The organism is Faecalibacillus faecis (assembly GCF_003024675.1).
GTDB lineage: Bacteria > Bacillota_I > Bacilli_A > Erysipelotrichales > Coprobacillaceae > Faecalibacillus > Faecalibacillus faecis.
Genome location: NZ_PYLP01000007.1, coordinates 53,498 through 78,191, shown reverse-complemented (window position 1 = coordinate 78,191; position 24,694 = coordinate 53,498). Strand labels below are relative to the sequence as shown.

Below are 24,694 nucleotides of genomic sequence, written 5' to 3'. Positions count from 1 at the left end.
TGACATTTTTTTTTAGTGTAATCATATATGATGATAAAGGGGTAAGCAAGATGGATATCTATGTAGAATTAACTTATTGTATGAATGGTATCTTATTTATCATGACTTATGAAATGATTTCATTATTGCTTAATATTCATTGGTCTTTTATGAAAATCCTTTTCTTGAGTTTTTTAAGTAATATATCAGTTATTCTCATTTATATAGACTATTTGCCATATATAAGTTTTTTATACTGGTTTGTCCTTTTTTTATTCTTTTTTAAAAAACAATTTTTCTTATATTTTCCAGTTTTTTTAATCGTTTATTTTTCAATACTGTTCTTTATCAATACCCTAATAAAAGAATCATTTATTTATAATGGAATCTTGATTACCCCTATTTCTTATAAGAATTTAGTTATTATTGTTATTACCTTTTTATTTCTTATTATTCAAAGTATTTATCTAACGTATACTAAAAGAAAAATAAAACATCAAAATTATCTTTATGATGTTATTCTTTTTCAAGAAAATAAAACAATTTATTGTAAAGGATTTTTAGATAGTGGAAATGAGGCATACTATAAAGGCTATCCCTTGATTTTTATTAAAAAAAGTATTCTATATCCTTATAAACAAATTGATCAAATCCAACTAGAAGGTATTAAAAAACGTAAAATTGATATTCTTTTAATTGATTCAATTTTAGTCAATCAACAAAAACTAGATAATGTTTATATTGGTGTATTAGATGATTTAAAGTATGATTGCTTGCTTAATCAAGAATTGATGGGAGGTGTAATCTAATGTGGGATGTATTTCGTCAATTTTTAAATCAAAATCAGTTTCTTTATTATATTGGTAAACATGATATTTTACCTCCTCCATTAAAAGGGGAAGAAGAAAGAAAAGTGATTGAACAAGCTGTTTCAGGAAATCAAAAAGCAAGAGATACTTTGATAGAACATAATTTAAGACTCGTTGTCTATGTGGCTAAAAGGTATGATAATAGTACAAATTGTCCATTAGAAGATTTAATTAGTATTGGTACGATTGGACTTGTAAAAGCCATCAATACATTTAAAGCAGATAAAAACATTAAACTAGCAACCTATGCTTCACGGTGTATTGAAAATGAAATATTAATGTATTTAAGGAAAAATAATAAAATACGTTATGAGATATCTTTGGATGAACCTCTTAATATAGATTATGATGGCAATGAGCTTTTACTTGGTGATATCGTAGGAACAGATGATGATCTTGTTGAACAAGAAATGATGAAAAGCGATCAAAGAAAATTATTTTATGAAGCTTTAAAAGATTTAAATGAACGTGAAAAAGAAATCTTGATTTTAAGATATGGGCTTTCAAATCATGATGAATTAACGCAAAAAGATGTGGCTAAGCTTTTAGGAATATCGCAGTCTTATATTTCGCGTCTTGAAAAAAAGATTATTAAAAAATTAAGAAATCAATTAAACTTTGATGAAGTCAAAGAATAAAAAATGACAAAAAAGCCAAAATAATTTTGGTGATTATTGTGGAAAAACAACAAAATAGATACATTACTTTACAAAAAACGCTTTCTAAACAAGAATTCTATATACTTATTGAAAAATATCAAAAAACACATGACCCAATAGTTAAAGAAGAACTTCTTGTAGGAAATATGCGTCTTGTTCTTTCATTAATGAAACGCTTTTATCAAAAATCAAAGCATTATGAAGATTTATTTCAAGTTGGAATGATCGGCTTGATTAAAGCCATTGATAATTTTGATACCAGCTATCAATTACAATTTTCAACCTATGCCGTTCCTTTGATTCTTGGTGAAATGAAACGCTATTTAAGAGAAGAGAGTCAAGTAAAGATTTCAAGAACGGTCAAAGACCTTTCTTATGCTATCTTAAAAGAAAAAGAAAAATATCTTGTAGAAAAACAAAGAGAACCAACTATTGAAGAACTCGTAAGTAATCTACAAATAGATCAACATTCAATTATAGAAGCAATACAATCTACCCAAAGTGTTGCTTCTTTTCAAGAAATTATTGGTCATGATGATCAAAATGAACTCCATCTTATTGATATGATTCCCCTCGATAAAGAAACACTCAAACATTATCATCAACACTTAGATTTAAAAAAAGCGATGACTTGTTTAAATCCAAGAGAACAAAAAGTGATTCAAGAACGTTATTATAAGGGCTATTCACAATGTGAAATTGCGAAAGAGCTTTTTGTTTCACAAGCTCAAGTATCTCGTATTGAAAAAAATGCTTTAGAAAAACTACATAAAAAATTAGTTTAAAGCATATTTTTATACAGGTGATAAAATGCGACTTGTTTCTTTACAATCAAAAGATGTCATTAATGTTTATGATGGCAGGAAGATTGGTTATATTGCAGATATTGAAGTAGATTGGTGTCAAAGATGTATTCAAGCATTGATTGTTGAAAAAATCAATTTCTTTCACTTTCTTTGTTTTTTTAAAGAACCACCGGTTATTGTTATTCCAATTCAATGTGTGGTCTCTTTAAAAGGAGATGTTATTTTAGTAAATATTGAACATGATTAGTACGTTTGCTTTGATTAAAGAGAAATGTATGATATAATGGAGAAGAAATCAAAGGAGGACGACTTCATGGATAAAGTAAAAAAATGGTTTTTTGATGAAGATGGCGATGGAGAAGATGTGGTTGAAGAATATGATGCTGTAGAGGTTGATACTGAACCTAAAACAAGTTTATTTGAACAAGCCAAGTTCTCTAAAACAAGCGAAGCTGTTAAATCATTAAATATGAATAAAGATAGTCATTTAGTTTTATTTGAACCACGTTCTTTTGGAGAAACTCAAGATATTGCAAACTATTTAAAAACTAAAAAAGCTACTGTTGTAAATTTACATCGTTTACAAAAAGATCAAGCAAAACGTGTGGTAGATTTCTTAAGCGGTGTTATTTATGCAATTGAAGGGGATATTCAAAGAATTGGTCCAAAGATTTTCTTATGTACACCTCGTAATATTTCTGTTGCTGGTACAATTGATTTAGATGAAGATGAACAAGAAGATTAAAAAGTATGGTTTCCATACTTTTTTAATATGTTAGAACATTTTAAAGGGGAAGAAGTCTTTGTTAAAAAAATCTTGGATTATAAAGATCAAATAGATTATAAACAAAGACTTATTTTAACTTCTTTTTTAGATCCTTATCATCAATCAATTGTAAGAAGTATTATTGGTCATGGTGACATTCAAATAAAAGAACAGGGTGGATTTTTAAATAGTGAAAGTAAAAGAATGATTTTAGCGCCTGATTTTTATGAAATCGAAGAAAGTGATTTTGAAATTGTGGTTTGCAAAATCGTTTATGCTAAAAATTTTGAAAAATTAAGTCATCGAGATATTTTGGGAGCTTTGATGTCTTTAGGAATTAAAAGAGAATTATTTGGCGATATTGTTGAAAAAGATAAAGAGTTTTATTTAGCCGTCGATCGTCCTATTTATGAATATTTAAAAGATGAACTTAAAATGATTAAAAGAAGTAAGGTGAAACTTACCAAGTGTCAAGAAGAAATAGAAGTAAAGAATGAATATATCATAAAATCCTTTATTGTTTCTTCAATGAGACTTGATAAAATCATTTCTTCTTTCTATAAAATATCTAGACAGAAAGCGGCTGAATTTATTCGTGCAGGCCACGTAAAAGTTAATCATAAACCGGTTGAACAAATAAATTATTTGTGTAATAATAAAGACATAATATCATTCAAAAAGCATGGAAGAGTCATGTTTGTTGATTGTAACAGACAAACACGTTCAAATAACTATGTGGTTGAAGGGTATTTTTATAAGTAGGGGAGTGAACAAGATGCCATTAAAAAAACAATTATTTGGTTATAATAAAGAACAGGTCGATGATTTAATGGATCAAAAAGACCGAGAAATCAAATCTTTAAATGAGCAAATAAATAAATTAAAAGAAGACTATGAACACTTAGAAAAACAAAAGTCATTATTACAGCATCGTGTGAACATCCAAGAACAAACAAATGAAGAAATTGCGCGTCTTGCCCTAAAAGAAGCGAGTGAACTTATTGACAAAGCGAAAAAGAATGCTAATATGATACTGAGCGAATCGCTAGAGTATGTTCGTTCATTATCTGATGAAATGAGTGACTTTAAAGCGCAAGCTGTTAAATTTAGAGCTTCGGTCGAAAAAATGTCAAAAGATATCCTTGAGTCTATTGACCAATCAGAAGTTTATAATTTAATTAATGAAGATAAATACGATGAAGGAGACAGTTTATAATTTACGTTTTAAGAGAGCTGATGGTTGGTGAAAATCAGTAACACGGATTATAATGAATCACTCTGGAGTAGCCCTTTGAACTAAGTAGAAGGTGACGTTAATCGCGTTAAGATTTCAAGAGCGTATGAAAATACGAATTAAGGTGGTACCGCGATCACATCGTCCTTAGGATGATGTGTTTTTTTATTTTTAAAGAGAGGAAAGAAAAAATGAATTACAAAGACACATTATTAATGCCAAAAACTGACTTTGAAATGCGTGGAAACTTACCAAAAAAAGAACCTAAATATGTAGAACGTTGGCAAGAAAATGACATGTACAACAAAGTTATCCAACAAAATGAAGGAAAAGACAGTTTTGTCTTCCATGATGGGCCTCCTTATGCAAATGGAAATATGCATATGGGACACATGTTAAATAAAGTTATCAAAGACGTTATTTGTCGTTATAAAAATATGAATGGTTTCTACACACCTTATATTCCTGGATGGGATACACATGGGTTACCAATTGAAAATGCTATTCAAAAATTAGGTGTTAACCGTAAAGAAATGCCAACAGCTAAATTTAGAGAAAAATGTGATGCTTATGCACATGAACAAGTAAATAAACAAATGGCACAACTTATCCGTATGGGGACATTTGCGGATTATAAACACCCATATTTAACATTACAACATGAATTTGAAGCAAGACAAATTGAAGTGTTTGCTAAAATGGCGGTGGATGGATTGATTTTCAAAGGATTAAAACCAGTATATTGGTCACCATCAAGTGAATCTGCTTTAGCTGAAGCTGAAGTTGAATATCATGATATCAAATCACCAACAATTTTTGTTAAATTCCAAGTGAAAGACGGTAAAGGAATCTTAGATAATGATGTTAATTTCGTTATTTGGACAACAACTCCTTGGACAATTCCAGCTAACTTAGCTATCTGTTTAAATGCTTCTTATAACTATGCCTTAGTAGAAACAGAAAAAGGAAAATTAATTGTTTTAGATACTTTAGTTGATGAATTAATGGCTAAATTTGAAATCACTGATTACAAAGTTGTTAATCATTATAAAGGATCTGAATTAGAATACATCACTTGTCAACATCCATTATATGATAGAGAATCATTAGTTATCTTAGGAGATCACGTAACTGCTGATTCTGGTACTGGATGCGTTCATACTGCACCTGGATTTGGGGCAGATGACTTCTTTGTAGGTCAAAAATATAATTTACCAGCTTATTGTAACGTTGATGAACACGGTTGTATGATGGAAGATTGTGGTGAATGGTTAGCCGGTCAATATGTAGATGACGCGAATAAAACAGTGACTATGAAATTAGATGAAATTGGAGCTTTATTAAAACTTGAATTCATTACGCATAGTTACCCACATGATTGGCGTACTAAAAAACCTATTATCTTTAGAGCAACTGATCAATGGTTCTGTTCATTAGATAAAATCAGAGATAAATTATTAAGTGAAATTGATAGTGTTAACTGGTTAAATGAATGGGGTCATATTAGAATCTATAACATGATTAGAGATCGTGGAGACTGGTGTATTTCACGTCAACGTACTTGGGGTGTTCCAATTCCTATTTTCTATTGTGAAGATGGAACACCAATCATTGAACAAGAAGTATTTGATCATATTTCTAAATTATTCAGAGAACATGGATCAAATGTTTGGTTTGAAAGAGATGAAAAAGATTTATTACCTGAAGGATATACAAATGAACATTCACCAAATGGTATCTTCAAAAAAGAAAAAGATATCATGGATGTATGGTTCGACTCAGGAAGTTCACATACAGGTGTCATGGTAGAAAGAGGATTTAATTATCCAGTAGACCTTTACTTTGAAGGTAGTGACCAATATCGTGGATGGTTCAACTCATCATTAATTATCGGTGTAGCTGCTCATGGTAAAGCCCCTTATAAAACTGTCTTATCACATGGTTTCGTATTAGATGGTAAAGGAAATAAAATGTCTAAATCTTTAGGAAATACAGTAGATCCTATTAAACTTGTTAATCAATATGGTGCTGACATTGTAAGATTATGGGCTACTTCTGTTGCTTATCAACAAGATGTTCGTATTTCTGATGAAATTATGAAACAAGTGGCTGAAGGATATCGTAAAATCCGTAATACAATGAGATTTGTTTTAGGTAACTTAAATGATTTCAAAGCAAGTGATTTAGTAGAAATCAAAGATTTACCTGGTGTTGATCAATATATGTTAGCTAAATTAAATGAATTAATGAAAGCCTATGATGAAGCTTATGCAAACTATGATTTTGCTACAGCAAACCAAGAAATCTTAAATTACTTTACAAATACCTTAAGTTCATTCTATATGGATTTCACAAAAGATATCTTATACATTGAAGATGCAAATTCTCCACGTAGAAGACAAGTTCAAACAGTTTTATATCATCATGCAAAAACAATGATGAAATTATTATCAACAGTACTAGTATTTACAGCTGAAGAACTACATGATCATTTCCATTGTGATGAAACAAAAGCAGAATCTATCTTCTTAGAACCAAAATATGAATTATTTAATATTGAAAACGAAGAAGAAGTTTTAGCTTATTTCTCTAAATTTATGGAAGTAAGAAAAGATGTCTTAAAATCTATGGAAGGTTTAAGAAATGAAAAATTAATTAAATCGAATATGGAAACAAAAGTAACTTTATCTTTAAAAGATGAATATAAAGATATTGCTAACTTAAAAGATGATTTAAAACAATTATTCATTGTAGCAAAAGTTGAATTAGTAAATGATACAACTTTAGAAGAATATGAAACAAGCTACATCAAGGTTGAAAAATTCAATGGTGTACAATGTCCAAGATGTTGGAACTATTTTGATGAAGATGAAATGAATGGTGAATTATGTTCGCGTTGTGCAAGTGTAGCTCACCGTGTAGCTGAATAAAAGACGAGCAATCGTCTTTTTTTTTATGCTTTAAAATGATAAAATGAAAGAAGATTACAAATGTAAGGAGTTTCATTATGAAATTAAAAAGTTTAAAACAAAGACAAGCAGGTGTTTTGTTGCCCTTATTTAGCTTGCCTAGTCGTCATGGAATTGGTGATTTAGGGAAAAGTGCTTATGAATTTATCGACTTAAGTGCAAAAGCTGGTTTTTCCATCTGGCAAATATTACCACTAAATCCCTCAAGTTCAGGGAATTCACCCTATACACCTTATTCTTCTTTTGCAGGAGATGAAATCTATATCTCTTTGGATTTATTACAAGAATGGCATTTATTAGAAGAAGTTCCCTCTTATTTAGAAGATTATCCTAAAGTAGATTATAAACGTGTACGTCTTTTTAAAGATAAATATTTAAGAAAAGCCTATCAAACATTTTTACAAGATGAAGAACTCAAAAAAGAATATCGTACTTTTGTTAAAGGAACATTTTGGTTAAAAAAATATGCCCGTTTTATGGCTTTAAACCAAGCGAATGATGGGTTACCTTGGGCTGATTGGAATGAAGAAGATCAAAAAGTAAGTGGAAGTAATGCAGGATTAGAAGATGAAATTGCCTATATTCAATTCTTACAATATATTTTTGTTAAACAATTTAATTTATTAAAAATACATGCTCACGAAAAAGGTATTTCTATTATGGGAGATCTTCCACTTTATGTAGGAAATGATTCAGCTGATGTTTATGAATATCGTAAATGTTTTCAATTAGGAAAAGATTATTATCCACTTTATATTTCAGGAGCAGCACCTGATTATTTTTCTGCGGATGGTCAATTATGGGGACATCCTCTTTATAATTGGAATTATTTAAAGAAAACAAGATATAATTTTTGGATTAAAAGATTAAAATGGAATAATGAAATCTTTGATATTTTGCGTATTGATCATTTTAGAGCCTTTGATACGTATTGGTCGGTTCCTTATGGAAGTAAGACGGCAAGTGAAGGAAAATGGATTGAAGGGCCAAGTTATCATTTCTTAGATTCAGTTTATAAACAACTTCCTGAATTAAATATGATTGTTGAAGATTTAGGAGAATTAAGACCAGAAGTTCATGAATTACGTGATCATTATCATTTACTGGGAATGAAAGTTATGCAATTTTCATTTGGTGAAGATGAAAGAAAAGTAAAATATAAAATACCTAAACAATCTGTTGTTTATACGGGAACACATGACAACGCACCCTTAAAACAATGGTATGATGAATTAGAAGACAAAGAATTTATAAAAGAGGTCATGATTTCTTTAGGCTATAAAGGAGAAGATGTCATACAAGATATTTTAAGTTATGCTTTTGATTGTGATGCTTTGATTGCGATGCTTCCTGTTCAAGATTTACTTGGTTATGGAAAAGAAGCTCGTGTCAATCTTCCTGGAACAGTCGGTTCATATAACTGGTCATATCGTTTAACATCGTTTGATGACTATAAAAAGAAACTAAAAGATATTAAGAAAATGATAGATAAGTCTAAAAGATAAATACCATACTTATTTTTTAAAAAGCCTAAAAAACCGTGGTAAAAGCGGTTTTTTTTTATTTTTTAACAATGTAATCGCTTTTATTTTTATTTTTGATAAGAATAAATTGATTTTTATTTAAGAAAAAATATAATAAACATCGTAGACAAGTCATGAACAGGTTTTTCTTCCTTAAATATTTTTTTGACAACAACATTCTGAAATTTGTACAAGACTTGTAGAATTTATCTGAAGGCCATTTGGTCTTTTTTTTATTTTTTTTATAGGTTTGTGTTATAACTGATGAAAAGTGGTTAAAAAATGAAACACTCAATTAAAGCAGGACTTATGATATATCAGTAATCAAATTAGAGCGTCTTCAAAACATACGTTCTACGACAAGAACAAGTCGAAAAAACAATCATAGCCTGCATACATGGTCGTTCTATAGACTAGCTACATTTATAGAATACAAAGCAAAACTGGCAGGCATAAAAGTTGAGTATGTAGATCCAGCGTATACAAGTCAGATCTGTCCGATATGTGGAAGTGTTCATCATGCAAATGACAGAAAATATACGTGCAGATGTGGATATCATACACACAGAGATCTGCTAGGAACTATAAATATATACAACTCAACTGAGTATATTGGTAACAGATATACTGCCTAGAGAACTATAGGTTCTGCTCTAGGAAGGGTAATGGCATACCCCTATCTTGCACTGCGACCTATCAAAAATGAACTGGTCAGCCAACGATGTTGGCAGGTAGCAAGAATCCCCTGTCTTTAGACATGGGGAGTGTCAATTATTTTCCAAGATATTTATTACGATGCTTTTACAAGTCGTTTGTATCAAATTAGGGAATGTGTAAAACAAACAAAAGTAGATGATTATAAAGATTTAAGTGAAAGACCACCTTTCTCATGATTGTTATTCACCAATAATTTTGCTTGTATATTTTCATAAAATTACCATATGTTATTTAATTCGCATAGATTTCAGTTTATGTGAGAAGTGGTCTTTTATTAAGATTTATCATTATCAATTACTGTTGGGTCATTTATGTAAATTCAAAAGTCAATGCTGCAATTAAGAAAGCTGATAAATTGATGTATGAAGGAAAGAAATCAAAGTATTCGGTCGTTGTAAAGAAAACAAGTGAGGTGGATTAAGATTCACTGTTTGTATTTGTCAAGTGATTTTACAATACTGAAAAAAGTAAGCGTTTTTTCAAAGGATAAGCTATAATGACTTTGAAATTTTGTATATCAAAACAAGGAGGAAGAAAAATGAGTTTTCCAAAAGGATTTTATTGGGGTGGAGCAACAGCTGCAAACCAATTAGAAGGAGGCTGGCAAGAAGGTGGTAAAGGTATTTCTTGTCCGGATATTTGTACAGGCGGAACTGCTACAAAAAGCAAAAGAATTACACCAGTATTAGAAGAAGGGACATTCTATCCAAGTCATGATGCGATTGATCATTATCATCGTTTTAAAGAAGATATTGCGTTATTTGCGGAAATGGGATTTAAAATGTATCGTTTTTCTATTGCATGGACACGTATTTTCCCAAATGGTGATGAAGACAAACCTAATGAAGCAGGTTTAAAATTCTATGAAGAATTAATAGATGAATGTTTAAAATATGGTATTGAACCACTCATTACAATTTCTCACTATGAAGTACCATTTAACTTAACAAAAAAATGGAATTCGTGGGTAGATCGTCGTATGATTGATTGTTACTTAAATTTCTGTAGAGCTATTTTTACTCGCTATAAGGGAAAAGTAAAATATTGGCTAACATTTAATGAAATCAATAGTGCAACAACAGCAATGGGAGCATTTTTAGGACAAGGTATTTTAAATGAGATTAAAGAAATGGAATTTATGGATCAAGTAGATGTTCCTCAAAACCGTTTCCAAGGATTACATCATCAATTTATAGCAAGTGCTTTAGCAGTAAAAATGGCACATGAAATTGATCCAAACTATCAAGTAGGATGTATGCAAATCATGGCTACAAGTTATGGTCTTACATGCAATCCAAATGATCAAATTGAAAATCAACAAAAGAATCATCTAATGAACTGGTTTTGCAGTGATGTTCAATGTCGTGGTAAATATCCAAACTACATAAAGAGATATTTTAAAGAAAATAATATTGAAATTAAAATGGAAGAAGGAGATGAAGAAATTCTTGCAACTGGTCCAGTAGATTTCTATACATGTTCTTATTATATGTCAAACTGTCAAACTGCTGATAAAACAAAAGAAGGTGGAAAAGGAAATATCTTAGGTGGAGTTCCTAATCCATACTTAAAAGCATCTGACTGGGGATGGCAGATTGATCCAGTAGGTTTAAGATACTCATTAAATGAAATTTATGATCGTTATCAATTACCTATCTTTGTTGTAGAAAATGGGTTAGGGGCTTATGATACAATTGATGAAGATGGTAAAGTAAGAGATAGCTATCGTATTGATTATTTAAGAAGTCATATTGAACAAATGCATGAAGCTGTTTTAGATGGTGTTGATTTAAAAGGATATACACCTTGGGGATGTATTGATTTAGTTTCTGCTTCAACTGGAGAAATGGCAAAACGCTACGGTTTTATCTTTGTAGAAAGATATGATGATGGTACAGGAGATTTTGCGAGAAGAAGAAAAGAATCTTTCTATTGGTATAAAAAAGTTATCGAAACAAATGGAGAAGATTTAAAATAATAGTAAAAGAGCTCAATTGAGCTCTTTTATTACTTTGTTATAAAATTAATATCACGTGCTTGCGTGTGGTAACTCTATAGCTTTGGCGCTAAGCAAAAAGCCTCAAGTGATAAACCAAAAATAGCCTAACAGCTAGAAATAGGAATCAAGGAGATAATATTTAGATAGATTCATTCCTTATAGTACCCTTGGGAAAGAAACAAATACGTCATCTTCATCAATTTAACACCTAAATCTATTGTCAAAGACAGTTGTAATGCGTTATAATTATTTTGTTGTAGAATTTTGTTTTCCATATATAAATTATATAATAAAAAAGAACAATGTTTCAGCTTTTGCTGTTTCATTGTTCTTTTTCTATTTTTGACTGCTTATTTTGTTACAATCCTAGCCAGTAAAGGCGTTGGAGCTATCAGGTTTCGGTAAGTGAAGACTTTGGGAGTACATACCACATCTTTTAGGCGTGATTATTATTACTATTGTGGTAAAGTATCTTTGTAATTAGGATAATCATTTTTTACAACATCAGCATAAGCTTTATAAGCATCTTCAAGTGTATTGAATGGTTCATTTCCAGCTATGTATGGTTTATATTGACTAGAATTACCTTTATCGGTTGGAGCAATCGCTATATATGGTTTATAAGCACTACTTTTTTGTTTTCGTGCAGTCGTTGATGATGAAATGTAGAATTTTCCATCAGCTGTACTAATAATGACAGGGATTTGTTTGTTAGCACCGACTTTATCTGTATCAACTGAAGTCCAAAATAAATATATTTCAGATACTTTTTTTGGATTTCCATAATAGGCCCATGTACCATGGTTTAATAAACTCTTATTTTCAATCTGTTCTTTTAATTTTGGAACCATTGTTGAACCATCACACTTCGAATCAATTTCAAAAAAGTTTTATTTTTAAGGTCATTGTCTAATAGACCGCTATTATTTAATGCACTATGTAAACCTGATGAAAAATCAATAGTGGATTCTTCTGTCTTACTTCCTTTCCAATTATCAGTTTCACCATCTGATTTCTTATGCGTAATACCAGCAATAGTTACAAAATCAAAAGCTTGCCAATCGTCTTTCTTTTGTGTAAGGTCTACTTCTCTTACAATATCTGTTTTATATCCTGTTTTTCCCATAGCAATGATATCTGTACAAACCGCACGAACGTTGATGAGATCACGCGATTCGCGACTTTCTTCAAGGTGTCCTTGACAAGCTGGAATAGCGATAGCTGCAAGAATAGCGATAATTAGAAGAACTACTATTATTTCTACAAGAGAAAATCCTTTATTTTTTCTTTTCATAGACATCCCTTATTTAATGAATGATTTATTTTACTTTGTCATATTTTTATTAATTTGTGGGTATTTATGAGCTTTTTTTTATTTCTTCTTCTAACACTTTTAAGAAATAATGTGCAGTTTTTGAAAGAACACGATATTTTTTCCAAATAAAGGCAAGTGATGAAGTGATTTGTGGCTCAAGGGGTCTAAAACACAAAGAACTTTCATTACTTGTATCAATGAGATTTTTTAAAGAAATCACAGCTCCATTACATTCCTTTGTTAGAATACTGGCATTATAAATTAGGTTATAGGTTGCAATAATATGATATTTAGAAAAATAAGAATTGGCCCAGTTTTCTATTTGTTTATATTTTAATTCTTGTGAGGAACAAAGAAGAGGAACATCAATTAAATCTTGAGGAGTAATCGATTCTTTTAAAGCAAGAGGATGTTCTTTCTTTATATAGATTCCCCATAAGTCTTGATAAGGTAAAGATAAATGATTATATTTATAAATATTAGCAGGTTCAATAATCACCCCAAAATCAATCAAACCTTTTTCAAGACGATCTGTTACATCTTGTTCATTACCACTAAATAAATGAAATTGGATACGTGGATAGTTTTCTTGTACGCGTTGAATGGCTTTACAAATGATTTCGATACCTAAGGATTCTCCACTGCCAATACAGACTTCACCACTTAAGGTTTCATCGAATAACATAATTTCACTTTCTGTTTTTTCAACCAAACTGACAATTTCTTCAGCACGTTGGCGAAGCAAAATACCTTCTTCCGTTAAAGTAATCTTACGATTACCACGAATGAAAAGCTGTTTTTGTAAATGATCTTCAAGTTCTTTCATCTGTCTTGATAAAGTTGGTTGGGTAACATGTAAGCTTTCTGCTGCTTTTAAAATTGTTTCCTCTCTTGCAATAGCAAGAAAATATTGTAAAAGTCTAAATTCCATGATTTCACATCCTTTGTTTTTATTTTAAAACTTCTTATTATGCCTTACAAGTATAGAAATGTATTTGTTATAGGTATTTGATAATACAAGGACAAAGAATTACAATAATAAAGGAAAGTGGTGAAAGCTATGAAAAAGGAAATCGTTGAAGATTTAATTATGAATTTAAAGGATGCTGGTTGTGATGAGGAACTTATTACACAGTGTATCAAAAAATATAATAACGATGATTTAAAAATGCTCATCAAATCATTACAGTGTCATCGTTGTTGTTTATTAGATAAATTACATGAAGAACAAAAGAAAATAGATTGTTTAGATTATTTGATTTATTCATTAAAGAAAAAAATGGAGGAAGAGTAGAATGGAATTAGTTAAACAAGCTTATTTAAAAGGAGAAAGAGCTTTATTTAAAAGTCATGATTTAAAAGTAGAAGATAGTGTTTTTGCAGATGGAGAATCTCCTTTAAAAGAAAGTGATCATTTAGATATTAGTGGAAGTATTTTTAAATGGAAATATCCTTTATGGTATTGCAACCATGTGAATTTAAAAAACAGTACCTTACTTGAAACGGCAAGATCTGGTATTTGGTATACTCATCATATTAATATTAAAAATAGTGTCATTGATGCTCCTAAGACTTTTAGAAGAGGAACACATATTTCTTTGGAAAATGTCAATATGGTCAATGCTCAAGAAACTTTATGGAAATGTCAAGATATTAAGTTACAAAATGTGGTTGCTAAAGGTGATTACTTTGGAATGAATAGTGAAAATATTGAAATTGATGGTTTGAATTTATCAGGAAATTATTGCTTTGATGGTGGTAAGAATATTACTGTTAGAAATTCTAAACTTGTTTCAAAAGATGCTTTTTGGAATTGTGAAAATGTAACGGTTTATGATTCAGTAATTATTGGTGAATATCTAGCATGGAATACGAAAAATATTACTTTTGTGAATTGCACAATTGAAAGTTTACAAGGATTATGTTATATCGAAGGATTAAAGATGGTTAATTGTAAATTAATTAATACCACTCTAGCTTTTGAATTCTGTAAAGATATTGATGCACAAATTGTAAGTCATATTGATAGTATTACAAATCCTATTTCTGGTAAAATTAGTGCACAGAGTATTGGTGAAATGATTATTGATGATCAAATTGTGGATCCAAGTCAAACAATGATTCAATTAAAGGAGATGTAAATATGTATGATTTTTCAAAGATAACCAATCGTTTTAATACAAATTCATATAAATGGGATGTAAAAGAAAATGAACTGCCTATGTGGGTAGCAGACATGGACTTTGAAACAGCACCTGCAATTATTAATGCTTTACATAAAAGAGTGGATCATAAAATCTTTGGTTATAATACGGTACCTGATGATTATTTTGAAGCTTATCAAAATTGGTGGGAAAGACGACATCATTTTTATATGAAAAAAGAATGGATGATGTTTGTCACAGGTGTTGTTCCTGCTATTTCTTCGGTAGTAAGAAAAGTGACAACAGTTGGTGAAAATGTCTTGATTATGTCACCGGTTTATAATATCTTTTATAATTCTATTTTAAATAATGGAAGACATGTTTTATCAAGTGATCTTGTTTTTGATGGTAAAGAATATCATATTGATTTTGAAGACTTAGAAAGAAAACTTGCTTTAAGTCAAACAACATTAATGATTTTCTGTAATCCTCATAATCCTATTGGAAAAATCTGGGATAAAGAAACTTTACAAAAAATTGGTGATTTGTGTGCGAAACATCACGTTACTGTTTTAAGTGATGAAATTCATTGTGATATTACGAATCCTCAAAAGGAATATATTCCTTTTGCTTCTGTTTCAAAAACAAATTTAGAAAATACAATTATGTGTATTGCGCCAACCAAAGCTTTTAATATGGCAGGAATGCAAACGGCATGTATTGTTGTAGCAAATGAGGTATTAAGACATAAAGTTAATCGTGGAATTAATACGGATGAAGTAGCGGAACCAAATAGTTTTGCAATTTGTGCAACAAAGGCAGCTTTTAATCAAAGTGAAGATTGGCTTAATGAATTAAACCAATATATTCAAAAAAATAAAGATTATGCGATTTCATTCATTCAAAAAGAAATGAATGATGTTTATGTAGTCCCTACAGAAGCGACATATCTTTTATGGATTGATTGTCATAAAGTATGTATGGATAGTGTTGAACTTACATCTTTTATAAGAGAAAAAACAGGACTTTACGTAAGTGATGGTCTTGAATATGGTGAAAATGGAAAAGCTTTTATTCGTATGAATGTTGCTTGCCCATTTGAAAGATTAAAAGATGGCTTGAATCGTTTTAAAGAAGGAATTTATTTGTATCAAAACAAATAAATCCTTTTTTTTATTTTTTTGAAGAAAAAACGGAAAGAAGTGACGAATATACGAGTAGGAGGAAAAAGTATGGACAAAGAAAAGAATATCCCATTTTATAACGACCTATTATTTAAATATTTTGTCTACAACAATGAAGATCAAGAGTGTATGTATTTATTAAAAACAATTATCGAAGCAGTAACGCCTTTAAAATGTAAAGAACTGTATGTAAAAAATACAGAATTACTTCCTAGTCATTATCGTGAAAAAAGAGCGGTTTTGGATGTAAGAGTAAAAACAAGTGAAGGAGAAACTGTCAATATTGAAATCCAAGCTTATGATGATTTTGAAAATGTCTTCAAGAGATTTCAATATTATGCCTGTAAAAATATTGCTATGCAGATAGAAGAAGGAGATGACTACAATCAACTTAAACCGTTTTATCAAATCGTACTCTATCATGAATATGATAAAGAATATCATGAATTGGTGAGAGAATTTAGTAACACAGGGAATAAATATCATGATAATCAAAGAAGTTTGATCTATATGTATTTTGTCTTTATGAAAGAAATTAATCGAATTATTGAAGAAAAGGGAGAAGAAAACTTAAATGAATTAGAAGAGATTGTCAATTTAATTGAAAAAGGGAATGAATGTGATAGAATAAACCTGACAAAGGTGGGGAGAATCATGAAGAAAAAATATGATAAATTCATGGAAAATGACGACTTAAAAGATGAAGCACTAGCCATCGCAAAATTTCAAAGCCAACAAAAGGCAAAACAAAGAAACTATGAAAAAGTAGTGGAAGCGTTACAAAGTGCAGAAGAAGAAAAATCAAAAGCACTAGAAAAAGCAAAAAATGCGGAAGAAGAGAAAATAAAGGCATTGGAAGAAAAAAGAGAAAAGATCAAAGTACAAGTCGTAAAATTCTATCAAAAGAAATACCCAAATGAAGATATAAGTTGGTTGGAAAATCTCACAGAGAAACAATATGATGAAATCTTAGAACTTCTTTTTGAAGATAAGAGCTTAGATGAAATAAAACAAGTAATAGGTAAGTAAGGTGCGAAAAATCGTACTTTTCTTTTTGTTTTTATTGAAAAATAAATCATATTTCTTTAATATGTTTTTGAAGATAAAGGGGATAAGTTAATGATTAAATTAATTGCGACAGACATGGATGGAACTTTTTTAGATTCATCTAAAAGATTTTCTATGGAATTTTTTGATATTTTTGAGGAACTTAGAAAAAGAAAAATAAAATTTGTGATTGCATCAGGAAATCAATATTTCCGTTTGTATCAAAAATTTTTACCGATTTCTAATGAAATGTATTTCATAGGAGAAAATGGAAGTTATATTGCTAAGGGAGCAAAATTGATTGCAACAAATACGTTAAAAAAAGAACAAGTACAAGCGGTGATTCAATTAGTAGAATCTCATCCAGAATTGAATATGATTTTATGTGGGGTTAAAAGTGCTTATTGTTTAAATGAATTTAAACATTTAGAACCTGTGGTACGCACGTATTATTGTAATTACCAATTCGTAGAGAGTTATGATGATATTGATGATGAAATTATGAAGATTGCTATTTATGATCCAAATCATCAAATCATTCGTTATGCAGATGATATTGCTTGTGGTTTAGATAAAGGTGTTAAAGCAACAACTTCTGGTAATGAATGGATTGATATTCAAAACGAGGATATTAATAAAGGTGTTGCTATAAAACTCTTACAAAGAGAATTGGATATTAAACCAGAAGAATGTATGGCTTTTGGTGATCAAATGAATGATTATACTTTATTAAAATCTGTTAAATATAGTTATGCCATGGCTAATGCAGTACCACGGATTAAAGATATTGCTTATGGTATTGCAAAAAGTAATGATCATCAAGGTGTATTAGAAGTTATAAAAAAAGAAGTTTTGAGTCAAAAATAAAGTGTAAACTCTTACATTGAAAATTGTTTTTGACATATTAAAATAAATAATGACAATTGAAATTATTGTGATATAATGAGGAAGTTATTGAAGGGAGAGTAGCGTATGAATATTAGAAATATAGCGATTATTGCCCATGTAGACCATGGAAAAACAACATTAGTAGATCAATTATTAAAGCTATCTGGAACATTAGAAGATCGTGAACAAATCAACGAACGTGCTATGGATAGCAATGCCCTTGAAAGAGAAAGAGGAATTACAATTCTTGCTAAAAATACAGCAATTAATTATAAAGATTATCGAATCAATATCATGGACACACCAGGTCATGCTGACTTTGGTGGAGAAGTAGAACGTATCATGAACATGGTAGATGGTGTTTTATTAGTAGTAGATGCTTATGAAGGAACAATGCCACAAACACGTTTCGTATTAAAGAAAGCATTAGCTGCTAAAGTAAAACCAATCGTTGTTATTAATAAAGTAGATAGACCTGTAACACGTATTGATGAAGTTATGGATGAAGTTTTAGAATTATTTATGGAATTAGGTGCTGATGATGACCAATTAGAATTCCCAACAATCTATACTTCAGCTTTACAAGGAACATCAAGTTTAGATCCTGATATTTCAACACAAGTACCAAATATGGATTGTTTATTTGATATGATTATCAAAGAAATCCCTGAACCATTAGTTGATGTAGATGGGCCATTACAATTCCAACCAGCTTTATTAGATTATAATGATTATGTAGGACGTATTGGAATTGGACGTATTCAAAGAGGTAAAATTCATGTTAATGAATCTGTAACTTGTGTAAGAGCTGATGGAAGTCACACACAATTTAGAATTCAAAAACTTTATGGATTTATTGGTTTACACCGTATTGAAATTGAAGAAGCAAGTGCAGGAGATATCGTTGCCATTGCTGGTCTTGCTGATATTGGTGTAGGTGAAACTGTTTGTACAACAGGTCAAGAAGAAGCTTTACCATTATTACATGTCGATGAACCAACAATTCAAATGGTTTTTGGTACAAATACCTCACCATTTGCTGGACAAGATGGTAAATTTGTGACAGCAAGACAAATTGAAGAAAGATTATTTAAAGAAACAAATAGAGATGTATCTTTAAAAATTGAAAGAATCCAAAATAAAGAAGAATGGATCGTTTCTGGACGTGGAGAATTACATCTATCTATCTTAATTGAAAATATGAGACGTGAAGGTTATGAATTACAAGTTTCTAAACCTAAAGCAATCATGAAAGAAATCGATGGTGTTATTTGTGAGCCATATGAAGAAGTAACAATTGAAGCACCTGATGATTGTATTGGAGCTGTTATTGAATCGCTTGGATATCGTCGAGGTGTCTTAGAAACAATGGATTCTCGTGATGGACAAACACGTGTTGTTTATACAATTCCATCAAGAGGTTTATTTGGGTTTATGACAAATTTCTTAACAATGACAAAAGGATATGGAATTATTTCTCACTCATTCATTGACTATCGTCCAATGGAAGGTGAAACAGTTGGTAAGAGAAACTTAGGTGTTTTAATTTCAATTGATAGTGGACAAACAACAGCTTATTCACTTGGAAGTGTTGAAGACCGTGGAGTAATGTTTGTTGGTCCTGGTGTTGACGTATATGAAGGTATGATCGTTGGTGAACACAGTAGAGATAATGATTTAACAGTTAATGTTACTAAAGGAAAACAAATGACAAATACTCGTTCATCATCAAAAGATTCAACAGTTGTTTTAAAAAGACCTCGTCAATTTAATCTAGAATCTTGTTTAGATTATATTAATGAAGATGAACTTGTTGAAGTAACACCTGAAAATATTCGTTTAAGAAAACGCTATTTAACTGAAAACGAAAGAAGACAACAATATAGAAAAAATAATGCGTAAGAGCTCTTTTTAGAGCTCTTTTTTAAATTTGACACTAATTTGTGTAATATAGTTTTGAGGATTTGCTTCAATAAGTTCATCGATTAAGCTTTCATCATAAGCAATATCATCTAATATGAGATGATTTTTTTTAGCATAATCTAAAAAGAGATGATAAGATTGATAAGATGTTTCATAAGTTCCTTTATGATAAACAACTAAATAATTACCAGATGGAATGGTATCATAATTTTCATTTTCTAACTGATTATCTAAAATTGTGTAATAATATTGATAAAAAGTTTTCTTTCTATCAGAGGCTAACATCTTCTTCCATTCAACCATCCCACTAATGGCGTGACCTAAAGAATGGTTTTGTTTTCTTCTGTATTTAATATGTTCTCCTAAAATTTTATATTGTGTGATTTCATTACTGTTAAAAGAAATGTGTTCGCTTTTAATGATTTTTATTTCATCTCGATATTCGACATAAACCATATTTGTCATGATTTGATTTGCTTTGGTAATGAGTTGACACTTGGTTTCCGTCATGTGAATCATTTTATAATATGTTGATTGAATGCTTTATACCAAGTGATTTATGCAATGATTAGTGATTGTGTTGAAGTGGATTGTTTGATAAACGATGTTAGAAAAGATGGTATTTTCTATTCAATGGCAACTGTTTCACAAAAAATAGCCGCTGCTATAGGGGTTAGTATTTTAGGAAATTGTATGGATTGGATAGGCTATAATGGTCAAAAAGCTACACAAACTTTATATACACAACATGGAATTGCTGTTTTATTTATAGGAGTTACCTGTGTTTGTTTACTTATTTCGATTATTTGTATGATAACAAATCCTCTTACAAAAAAAGATATCAAGATGTTTTAGAAGCTTTAAAAAAGAAAGAACATGGTTATAAAATTAATATTGAGGAATTTAAAGATTTATTAATAATAAAGAAGAAAAGGTAGGTTTTGAATAAAAACCTATCTTTTCTTTATAAAATGAAAAACATCAAGTATAATAAATTTAAAGAAAGTAGGCGATAGAATGTTAACAGGTATAGAAGTAAACTTCTCTTTAATTATGAATATTATTCGTACACTGATTGATTTGTTGTTAGTGTGGTATATTTTATATTTAGGCATTAGTATGTTTAAACAAAATATGAGAACAATGCAACTGTTTAAAGGTGTTCTTATTATTTTACTTATTAAATTAGTCACAAGTGTTTTAGGACTTTCAACAATGTCTTATTTAGTGGATACGGTTTTAACGTGGGGGATTATTGCCATCATTGTTATTTTCCAGCCAGAAATTCGTTCTTTACTTGAAAAAATGGGACAAACGAAAAGAGAGTATCATATGGATCATTTATCTAATGATCAAAAGGAACATATGCTCGATGAAATTGTTGATTCAGTTACAAAGCTTTCGGAAACCCAAACAGGAGCTTTGATTACTTTTGAAAGAGGACAATCATTAATTGATTACATTAATACGGGTACTAAAATTAATGCAGATATAAAATCTGAATTATTTAATACGATATTTTGGGAAGGGACACCTTTACATGATGGAGCTGTCATTATTAGAGATGATCGTATTGTTTGTGCAGCGGCCTTTTTCCCACCGACTCAACGTGATCTTTCACCGATTTATGGGGCAAGACACCGTGCGGCTTTAGGAATTAGTGAAATCACCGATTCTCTTACAATTGTTGTTTCTGAAGAAACGGGAACGATTTCTTTTGCTATTAAAGGGGAACTTATTAAAATTCCGAGAAAAGAATTAAGAGCAAGTCTTGTTAATGAACTAGAATGGTTTAAATCAGAAGATGAGGATGGTGATGATGATGAGTAAAAAAGATCAAGAACATCGTGATTCAACAACTGATTTTTTCTTAAAATTTATTTCAAAAGAAAAAGAAAACCCAGAGAAACTAGAAGAAAAGCATCTAACAACACAAATGATCAATGCAGAAATTGATTCAAAAGGAGAATCCTTTGTTAATGGGGCAATTAAAGTGATGAACTTTATTAACTCCACTTTAGATAAAATGTTGCAATCAGGACTTTCTTTAAAAATACTTTCATTTATTCTAGCGACAATCTTATTATTTACAGTCAATGGAGGAAACTTTGATAGTATTTTTTCAACACCGAATTCAGGAGATTATATTCAATCAGTTCCGGTGAAAATTGAAAATCTTCAAGATGATTTTGTTGTAGCTGGTATGCCAGAAACCGTAAGTGTAGGATTAGTTGGACCATCGATAGACATTTATAATACAAAATTCATGAAAAATTATGAAGTTTATGCTGATTTTTCAGGAGTGGGTGAAGGTGAACAAACTGTAGAATTAAAATCACGTAATTTTTCAAGTAACTTGGAAGTTCTCATTGTTCCTCAAACAGTCACAGTAACAGTATCACAAAAGGTAACAAAAACGTTTAGTTTAGGATATCATTTTAAAAATGAAGATAGCTTAATCTCTAAAAGCTCTGTTTCTGTGGATTCAATGGAACATAGTGAAGTTGAAGTAAGAGGGTCGAAGGATAATATTGATAATGTTTATTCTGTTCAAGCAATTATTGATTTAAAAGGCGTAACCGATTCGTTTACACAAAAATGTAAGATTAAGGCATATGATAGAAGTGGTAAGGCTTTAGATGTAAGTGTTATTCCTTCTACTGTCAAGGTTGATTGTTCACTTTCAAACTATAGTAAATCAGTTCCACTTGTCCCTGAATATACAGGAACAATTGCGACAGGTTATGCTGTTGATTCGATGACTTTCTCAAAAGATAAAGTTAAAATCTATGGTGATGAAAGTAAATTAAAGGATATTGAAAATGTTAAAGTTAAAGTAGATATTAGTGATTTAGAAGAAGGAAAAACATTTAAAGATTTGAAACTTTTAAGTGTTTCTGATGTCAATAAAATGTCCTTTACAACAGTAGATGGAACAATATCTATTGTTCCATCAGCTCAAAGACAATTCGTCGATATTCCTATTCATATAAAAAATGGAAAAAGCGGAAATGTGACTTTATCACAAGATACATGTAATTTAACCATAACAGGAACAAGTGAGCGTATAAACGCCTTGACAAATGAGGATATTAAAGTTTATGCTAATGTTGGTGGATTGAAAAAAGGACGCCATAATGTCAAACTTGAAGTTGAATTAAGTGATTCAACCTTAAGTTATCGTTTAGACAGCGATGAACAAATTCGCGTAAATATAAAAAAATAGGAGATTTTAAAAATGGGAAAATATTTTGGGACAGATGGTTTTAGAGGAGAAGCCAATAAAGTTTTAACAGTAGAACATGCCTATAAGGTAGGTCGTTATTTAGGTTGGTATTTTGGTCGAAATAAAGACCATGCACAAGTTGTTATTGGGAAAGATACAAGAAGAAGTTCATATATGCTTGAATATGCTCTTGTTGCTGGACTTACAGCAAGTGGTGCTGATGTTTCCTTAATGCACGTAACAACAACACCAAGTGTTGCTTATATTACAAGAACTGATGGATTTGATTGCGGAATCATGATATCTGCTTCACACAATCCTTATTATGATAATGGAATCAAAGTTTTAGATGCTAATGGTCATAAAATGGATGCTAAAGTTGAAGACTTAATTGAAAAATATATTGATGGTGAAGTTGATGAAATTCCTTTTGCAACAAAAGATGGAATTGGTTGTGCAACAGATTACTCAGTTGGAAGAAATAGATATTTGGGATATTTGATGTCTATTCCTACACGTGCTTTTAAAAATATTCGAGTTGGATTAGATTGTGCTAATGGGGCAAGCTCTAATCTTGCAAAAAGTGTTTTTGATGCTTTAGGTGCAAAGACTTATGTGATTCATAGTGAACCAGATGGTTTAAATATTAATACAAACTGTGGATCAACTCATATTGAATCTTTACAAGAACTTGTAAAATCAAAAGGTTTAGATATTGGTTTTGCTTACGATGGAGATGCTGATCGTTGTTTAGCTGTTGATGAATTTGGTCGTGTAATCGATGGTGATTTAATTCTTTATGTTTGTGGTAAATACTTAAAAGAACATGGTGAATTATCAAACAATACAATTGTTACAACAATTATGTCTAACTTAGGTTTATATAAAGCATTAGACAAAGAAGGTATTAAATACGAAAAAACAGCTGTTGGAGATAAATATGTTAATGAAAACATGGTAAAAAATGGTCATTGTATTGGTGGAGAACAATCAGGACATATCATTTTCTCTAAACATGCAACAACAGGTGATGGTATTTTAACATCATTAAAAATCATGGAAGCTGTTATTGAAAGCAAGAAAACACTTGCTCAATTAGTAGAACCAGTGACTATCTATCCTCAATTAATGAAAAATGTTTACGTTAGAGATAAAAAAGAAGCACAAAATGATCCTAAAGTGCAAGAAGCAATTAAAGAAGTTGAAGCAAAATTAGGTGATGAAGGACGTGTTTTAGTACGTGAATCTGGAACTGAACCAGTTGTACGTGTTATGGTTGAAGCAAATACAAACGAAAAGTGTTTAGAATCTGTTGATTATATTATCTCAAAAATGAGAGAACAAGGATTTATTATCAAACACTAAAATCACATATTCTCACAAAATATTGCCATAGATTATGGCAATATTTTCTATATAATGGACATAATAAAAATGGTATGAATA

General features: G+C 30.3%; 25 protein-coding genes and 1 other annotated feature. Of the genes, 21 read left to right on the top strand and 4 right to left on the bottom strand.

The annotated features are described in order from the left end of the window. Positions 1–50: 50 nt before the first annotated feature. From C7U55_RS07300 to C7U55_RS07250, 11 genes are all read left to right on the top strand, one after another. Positions 51–788: a sigma-E processing peptidase SpoIIGA gene (locus C7U55_RS07300; RefSeq protein WP_048924410.1), complete on the top strand. Its 738-nt coding sequence runs from the start codon at positions 51–53 to the stop codon at positions 786–788. After that, positions 788–1,486 carry an RNA polymerase sporulation sigma factor SigK gene (sigK, locus tag C7U55_RS07295; protein WP_106988006.1) on the top strand — a complete coding sequence of 233 codons (699 nt, stop codon included), beginning with the start codon at positions 788–790 and terminating at the stop codon, positions 1,484–1,486. The genes C7U55_RS07300 and sigK overlap by 1 nt, the downstream gene beginning before the upstream one ends. A 38-nt stretch (positions 1,487–1,524) precedes the next feature. Then, positions 1,525–2,292: a sigma-70 family RNA polymerase sigma factor gene (locus C7U55_RS07290; protein WP_227212626.1), complete on the top strand. Its 768-nt coding sequence runs from the start codon at positions 1,525–1,527 to the stop codon at positions 2,290–2,292. A gap of 25 nt (positions 2,293–2,317) precedes the next feature. Beyond that, positions 2,318–2,560: a PRC-barrel domain-containing protein gene (locus C7U55_RS07285; protein WP_106988004.1), complete on the top strand. Its 243-nt coding sequence runs from the start codon at positions 2,318–2,320 to the stop codon at positions 2,558–2,560. Between the two features lie 66 nt (positions 2,561–2,626). Beyond that, positions 2,627–3,058: a cell division protein SepF gene (locus C7U55_RS07280; RefSeq protein ID WP_106988003.1), complete on the top strand. Its 432-nt coding sequence runs from the start codon at positions 2,627–2,629 to the stop codon at positions 3,056–3,058. Between the two features lie 27 nt (positions 3,059–3,085). Continuing rightward, positions 3,086–3,841 carry a YlmH family RNA-binding protein gene (locus C7U55_RS07275; RefSeq protein ID WP_106988002.1) on the top strand — a complete coding sequence of 252 codons (756 nt, stop codon included), beginning with the start codon at positions 3,086–3,088 and terminating at the stop codon, positions 3,839–3,841. A gap of 13 nt (positions 3,842–3,854) precedes the next feature. Then, entirely contained in the window at positions 3,855–4,295 is a 441-nt protein-coding gene (locus tag C7U55_RS07270; protein ID WP_048924415.1) for a DivIVA domain-containing protein, read from the top strand. Next, positions 4,267–4,465 (top strand) — a binding site (T-box leader). Its footprint overlaps the gene before it by 29 nt. A gap of 39 nt (positions 4,466–4,504) precedes the next feature. After that, on the top strand, positions 4,505–7,243 hold the full coding sequence (ileS, locus tag C7U55_RS07265) for an isoleucine--tRNA ligase (protein ID WP_106988001.1): 2,739 nt from the start codon (positions 4,505–4,507) through the stop codon (positions 7,241–7,243). Positions 7,244–7,320: 77 nt separating this feature from the next. Continuing rightward, positions 7,321–8,787, top strand: a complete 1,467-nt coding sequence (gene malQ, locus C7U55_RS07260; RefSeq protein WP_106988000.1) for a 4-alpha-glucanotransferase — start codon at positions 7,321–7,323, stop codon at positions 8,785–8,787. A gap of 332 nt (positions 8,788–9,119) precedes the next feature. After that, entirely contained in the window at positions 9,120–9,440 is a 321-nt protein-coding gene (locus C7U55_RS14240; protein ID WP_204638414.1) for an RNA-guided endonuclease TnpB family protein, read from the top strand. 620 nt (positions 9,441–10,060) lie between these two features. Beyond that, entirely contained in the window at positions 10,061–11,500 is a 1,440-nt protein-coding gene (locus C7U55_RS07250) for a glycoside hydrolase family 1 protein (RefSeq protein ID WP_106987999.1), read from the top strand. 476 nt (positions 11,501–11,976) lie between these two features. Here the strand turns inward: C7U55_RS07250 and C7U55_RS07245 are convergent, their stop codons facing one another. The 3 genes from C7U55_RS07245 to C7U55_RS07235 form a co-directional block, all read right to left on the bottom strand. Next, entirely contained in the window at positions 11,977–12,372 is a 396-nt protein-coding gene (locus C7U55_RS07245) for a hypothetical protein (protein WP_106987998.1), read from the bottom strand. Continuing rightward, positions 12,357–12,815 (bottom strand): prepilin-type N-terminal cleavage/methylation domain-containing protein, encoded by a 459-nt coding sequence (locus C7U55_RS07240; protein WP_204638412.1) that lies wholly within the window; start codon positions 12,813–12,815, stop codon positions 12,357–12,359. Before C7U55_RS07240 ends, C7U55_RS07245 begins: the two co-directional genes overlap by 16 nt. Before the next feature lie 64 nt (positions 12,816–12,879). Further along, positions 12,880–13,767 carry a LysR family transcriptional regulator gene (locus C7U55_RS07235; protein ID WP_106987996.1) on the bottom strand — a complete coding sequence of 296 codons (888 nt, stop codon included), beginning with the start codon at positions 13,765–13,767 and terminating at the stop codon, positions 12,880–12,882. A gap of 129 nt (positions 13,768–13,896) precedes the next feature. On the opposite strand from C7U55_RS07235, the gene C7U55_RS07230 reads away from it, so the two are divergent. The 6 genes from C7U55_RS07230 (at position 13,897) to typA (ending at position 20,001) form a co-directional block, all read left to right on the top strand. Next, positions 13,897–14,130, top strand: a complete 234-nt coding sequence (locus C7U55_RS07230) for a hypothetical protein (RefSeq protein WP_106987995.1) — start codon at positions 13,897–13,899, stop codon at positions 14,128–14,130. A 1-nt stretch (position 14,131) separates the two neighbouring features. Continuing rightward, entirely contained in the window at positions 14,132–14,977 is an 846-nt protein-coding gene (locus C7U55_RS07225) for a DUF3737 family protein (RefSeq protein WP_106987994.1), read from the top strand. A 2-nt stretch (positions 14,978–14,979) separates the two neighbouring features. After that, positions 14,980–16,143 (top strand): MalY/PatB family protein, encoded by a 1,164-nt coding sequence (locus tag C7U55_RS07220; protein ID WP_106987993.1) that lies wholly within the window; start codon positions 14,980–14,982, stop codon positions 16,141–16,143. Between the two features lie 69 nt (positions 16,144–16,212). Next, a complete protein-coding gene (locus tag C7U55_RS07215; RefSeq protein ID WP_106987992.1) occupies positions 16,213–17,193 on the top strand; it encodes a PD-(D/E)XK nuclease family transposase in 981 nt (326 codons plus the stop codon). 90 nt (positions 17,194–17,283) lie between these two features. Further along, positions 17,284–18,078, top strand: coding sequence for a Cof-type HAD-IIB family hydrolase (locus tag C7U55_RS07210; protein ID WP_106987991.1), 795 nt, complete (start codon positions 17,284–17,286; stop codon positions 18,076–18,078). A gap of 105 nt (positions 18,079–18,183) precedes the next feature. Further along, complete coding sequence (gene typA, locus C7U55_RS07205) at positions 18,184–20,001, top strand: translational GTPase TypA (RefSeq protein ID WP_106987990.1); 1,818 nt, start codon at positions 18,184–18,186, stop codon at positions 19,999–20,001. 9 nt (positions 20,002–20,010) lie between these two features. Here the strand turns inward: typA and C7U55_RS07200 are convergent, their stop codons facing one another. Next, positions 20,011–20,532 carry a hypothetical protein gene (locus C7U55_RS07200; RefSeq protein ID WP_106987989.1) on the bottom strand — a complete coding sequence of 174 codons (522 nt, stop codon included), beginning with the start codon at positions 20,530–20,532 and terminating at the stop codon, positions 20,011–20,013. Between the two features lie 54 nt (positions 20,533–20,586). Between C7U55_RS07200 and C7U55_RS07195 the strand changes: the two genes are divergently transcribed. From C7U55_RS07195 to glmM, 4 genes are all read left to right on the top strand, one after another. Beyond that, positions 20,587–20,877 carry an MFS transporter gene (locus tag C7U55_RS07195; protein ID WP_106987988.1) on the top strand — a complete coding sequence of 97 codons (291 nt, stop codon included), beginning with the start codon at positions 20,587–20,589 and terminating at the stop codon, positions 20,875–20,877. A 162-nt stretch (positions 20,878–21,039) separates the two neighbouring features. Continuing rightward, positions 21,040–21,852, top strand: a complete 813-nt coding sequence (gene cdaA / locus C7U55_RS07190) for a diadenylate cyclase CdaA (RefSeq protein ID WP_106987987.1) — start codon at positions 21,040–21,042, stop codon at positions 21,850–21,852. Further along, on the top strand, positions 21,845–23,248 hold the full coding sequence (locus C7U55_RS07185; RefSeq protein WP_162297427.1) for a CdaR family protein: 1,404 nt from the start codon (positions 21,845–21,847) through the stop codon (positions 23,246–23,248). Before cdaA ends, C7U55_RS07185 begins: the two co-directional genes overlap by 8 nt. 12 nt (positions 23,249–23,260) lie before the next feature. Continuing rightward, positions 23,261–24,613 carry a phosphoglucosamine mutase gene (gene glmM, locus C7U55_RS07180; protein ID WP_048924440.1) on the top strand — a complete coding sequence of 451 codons (1,353 nt, stop codon included), beginning with the start codon at positions 23,261–23,263 and terminating at the stop codon, positions 24,611–24,613. Positions 24,614–24,694: the final 81 nt, after the last annotated feature.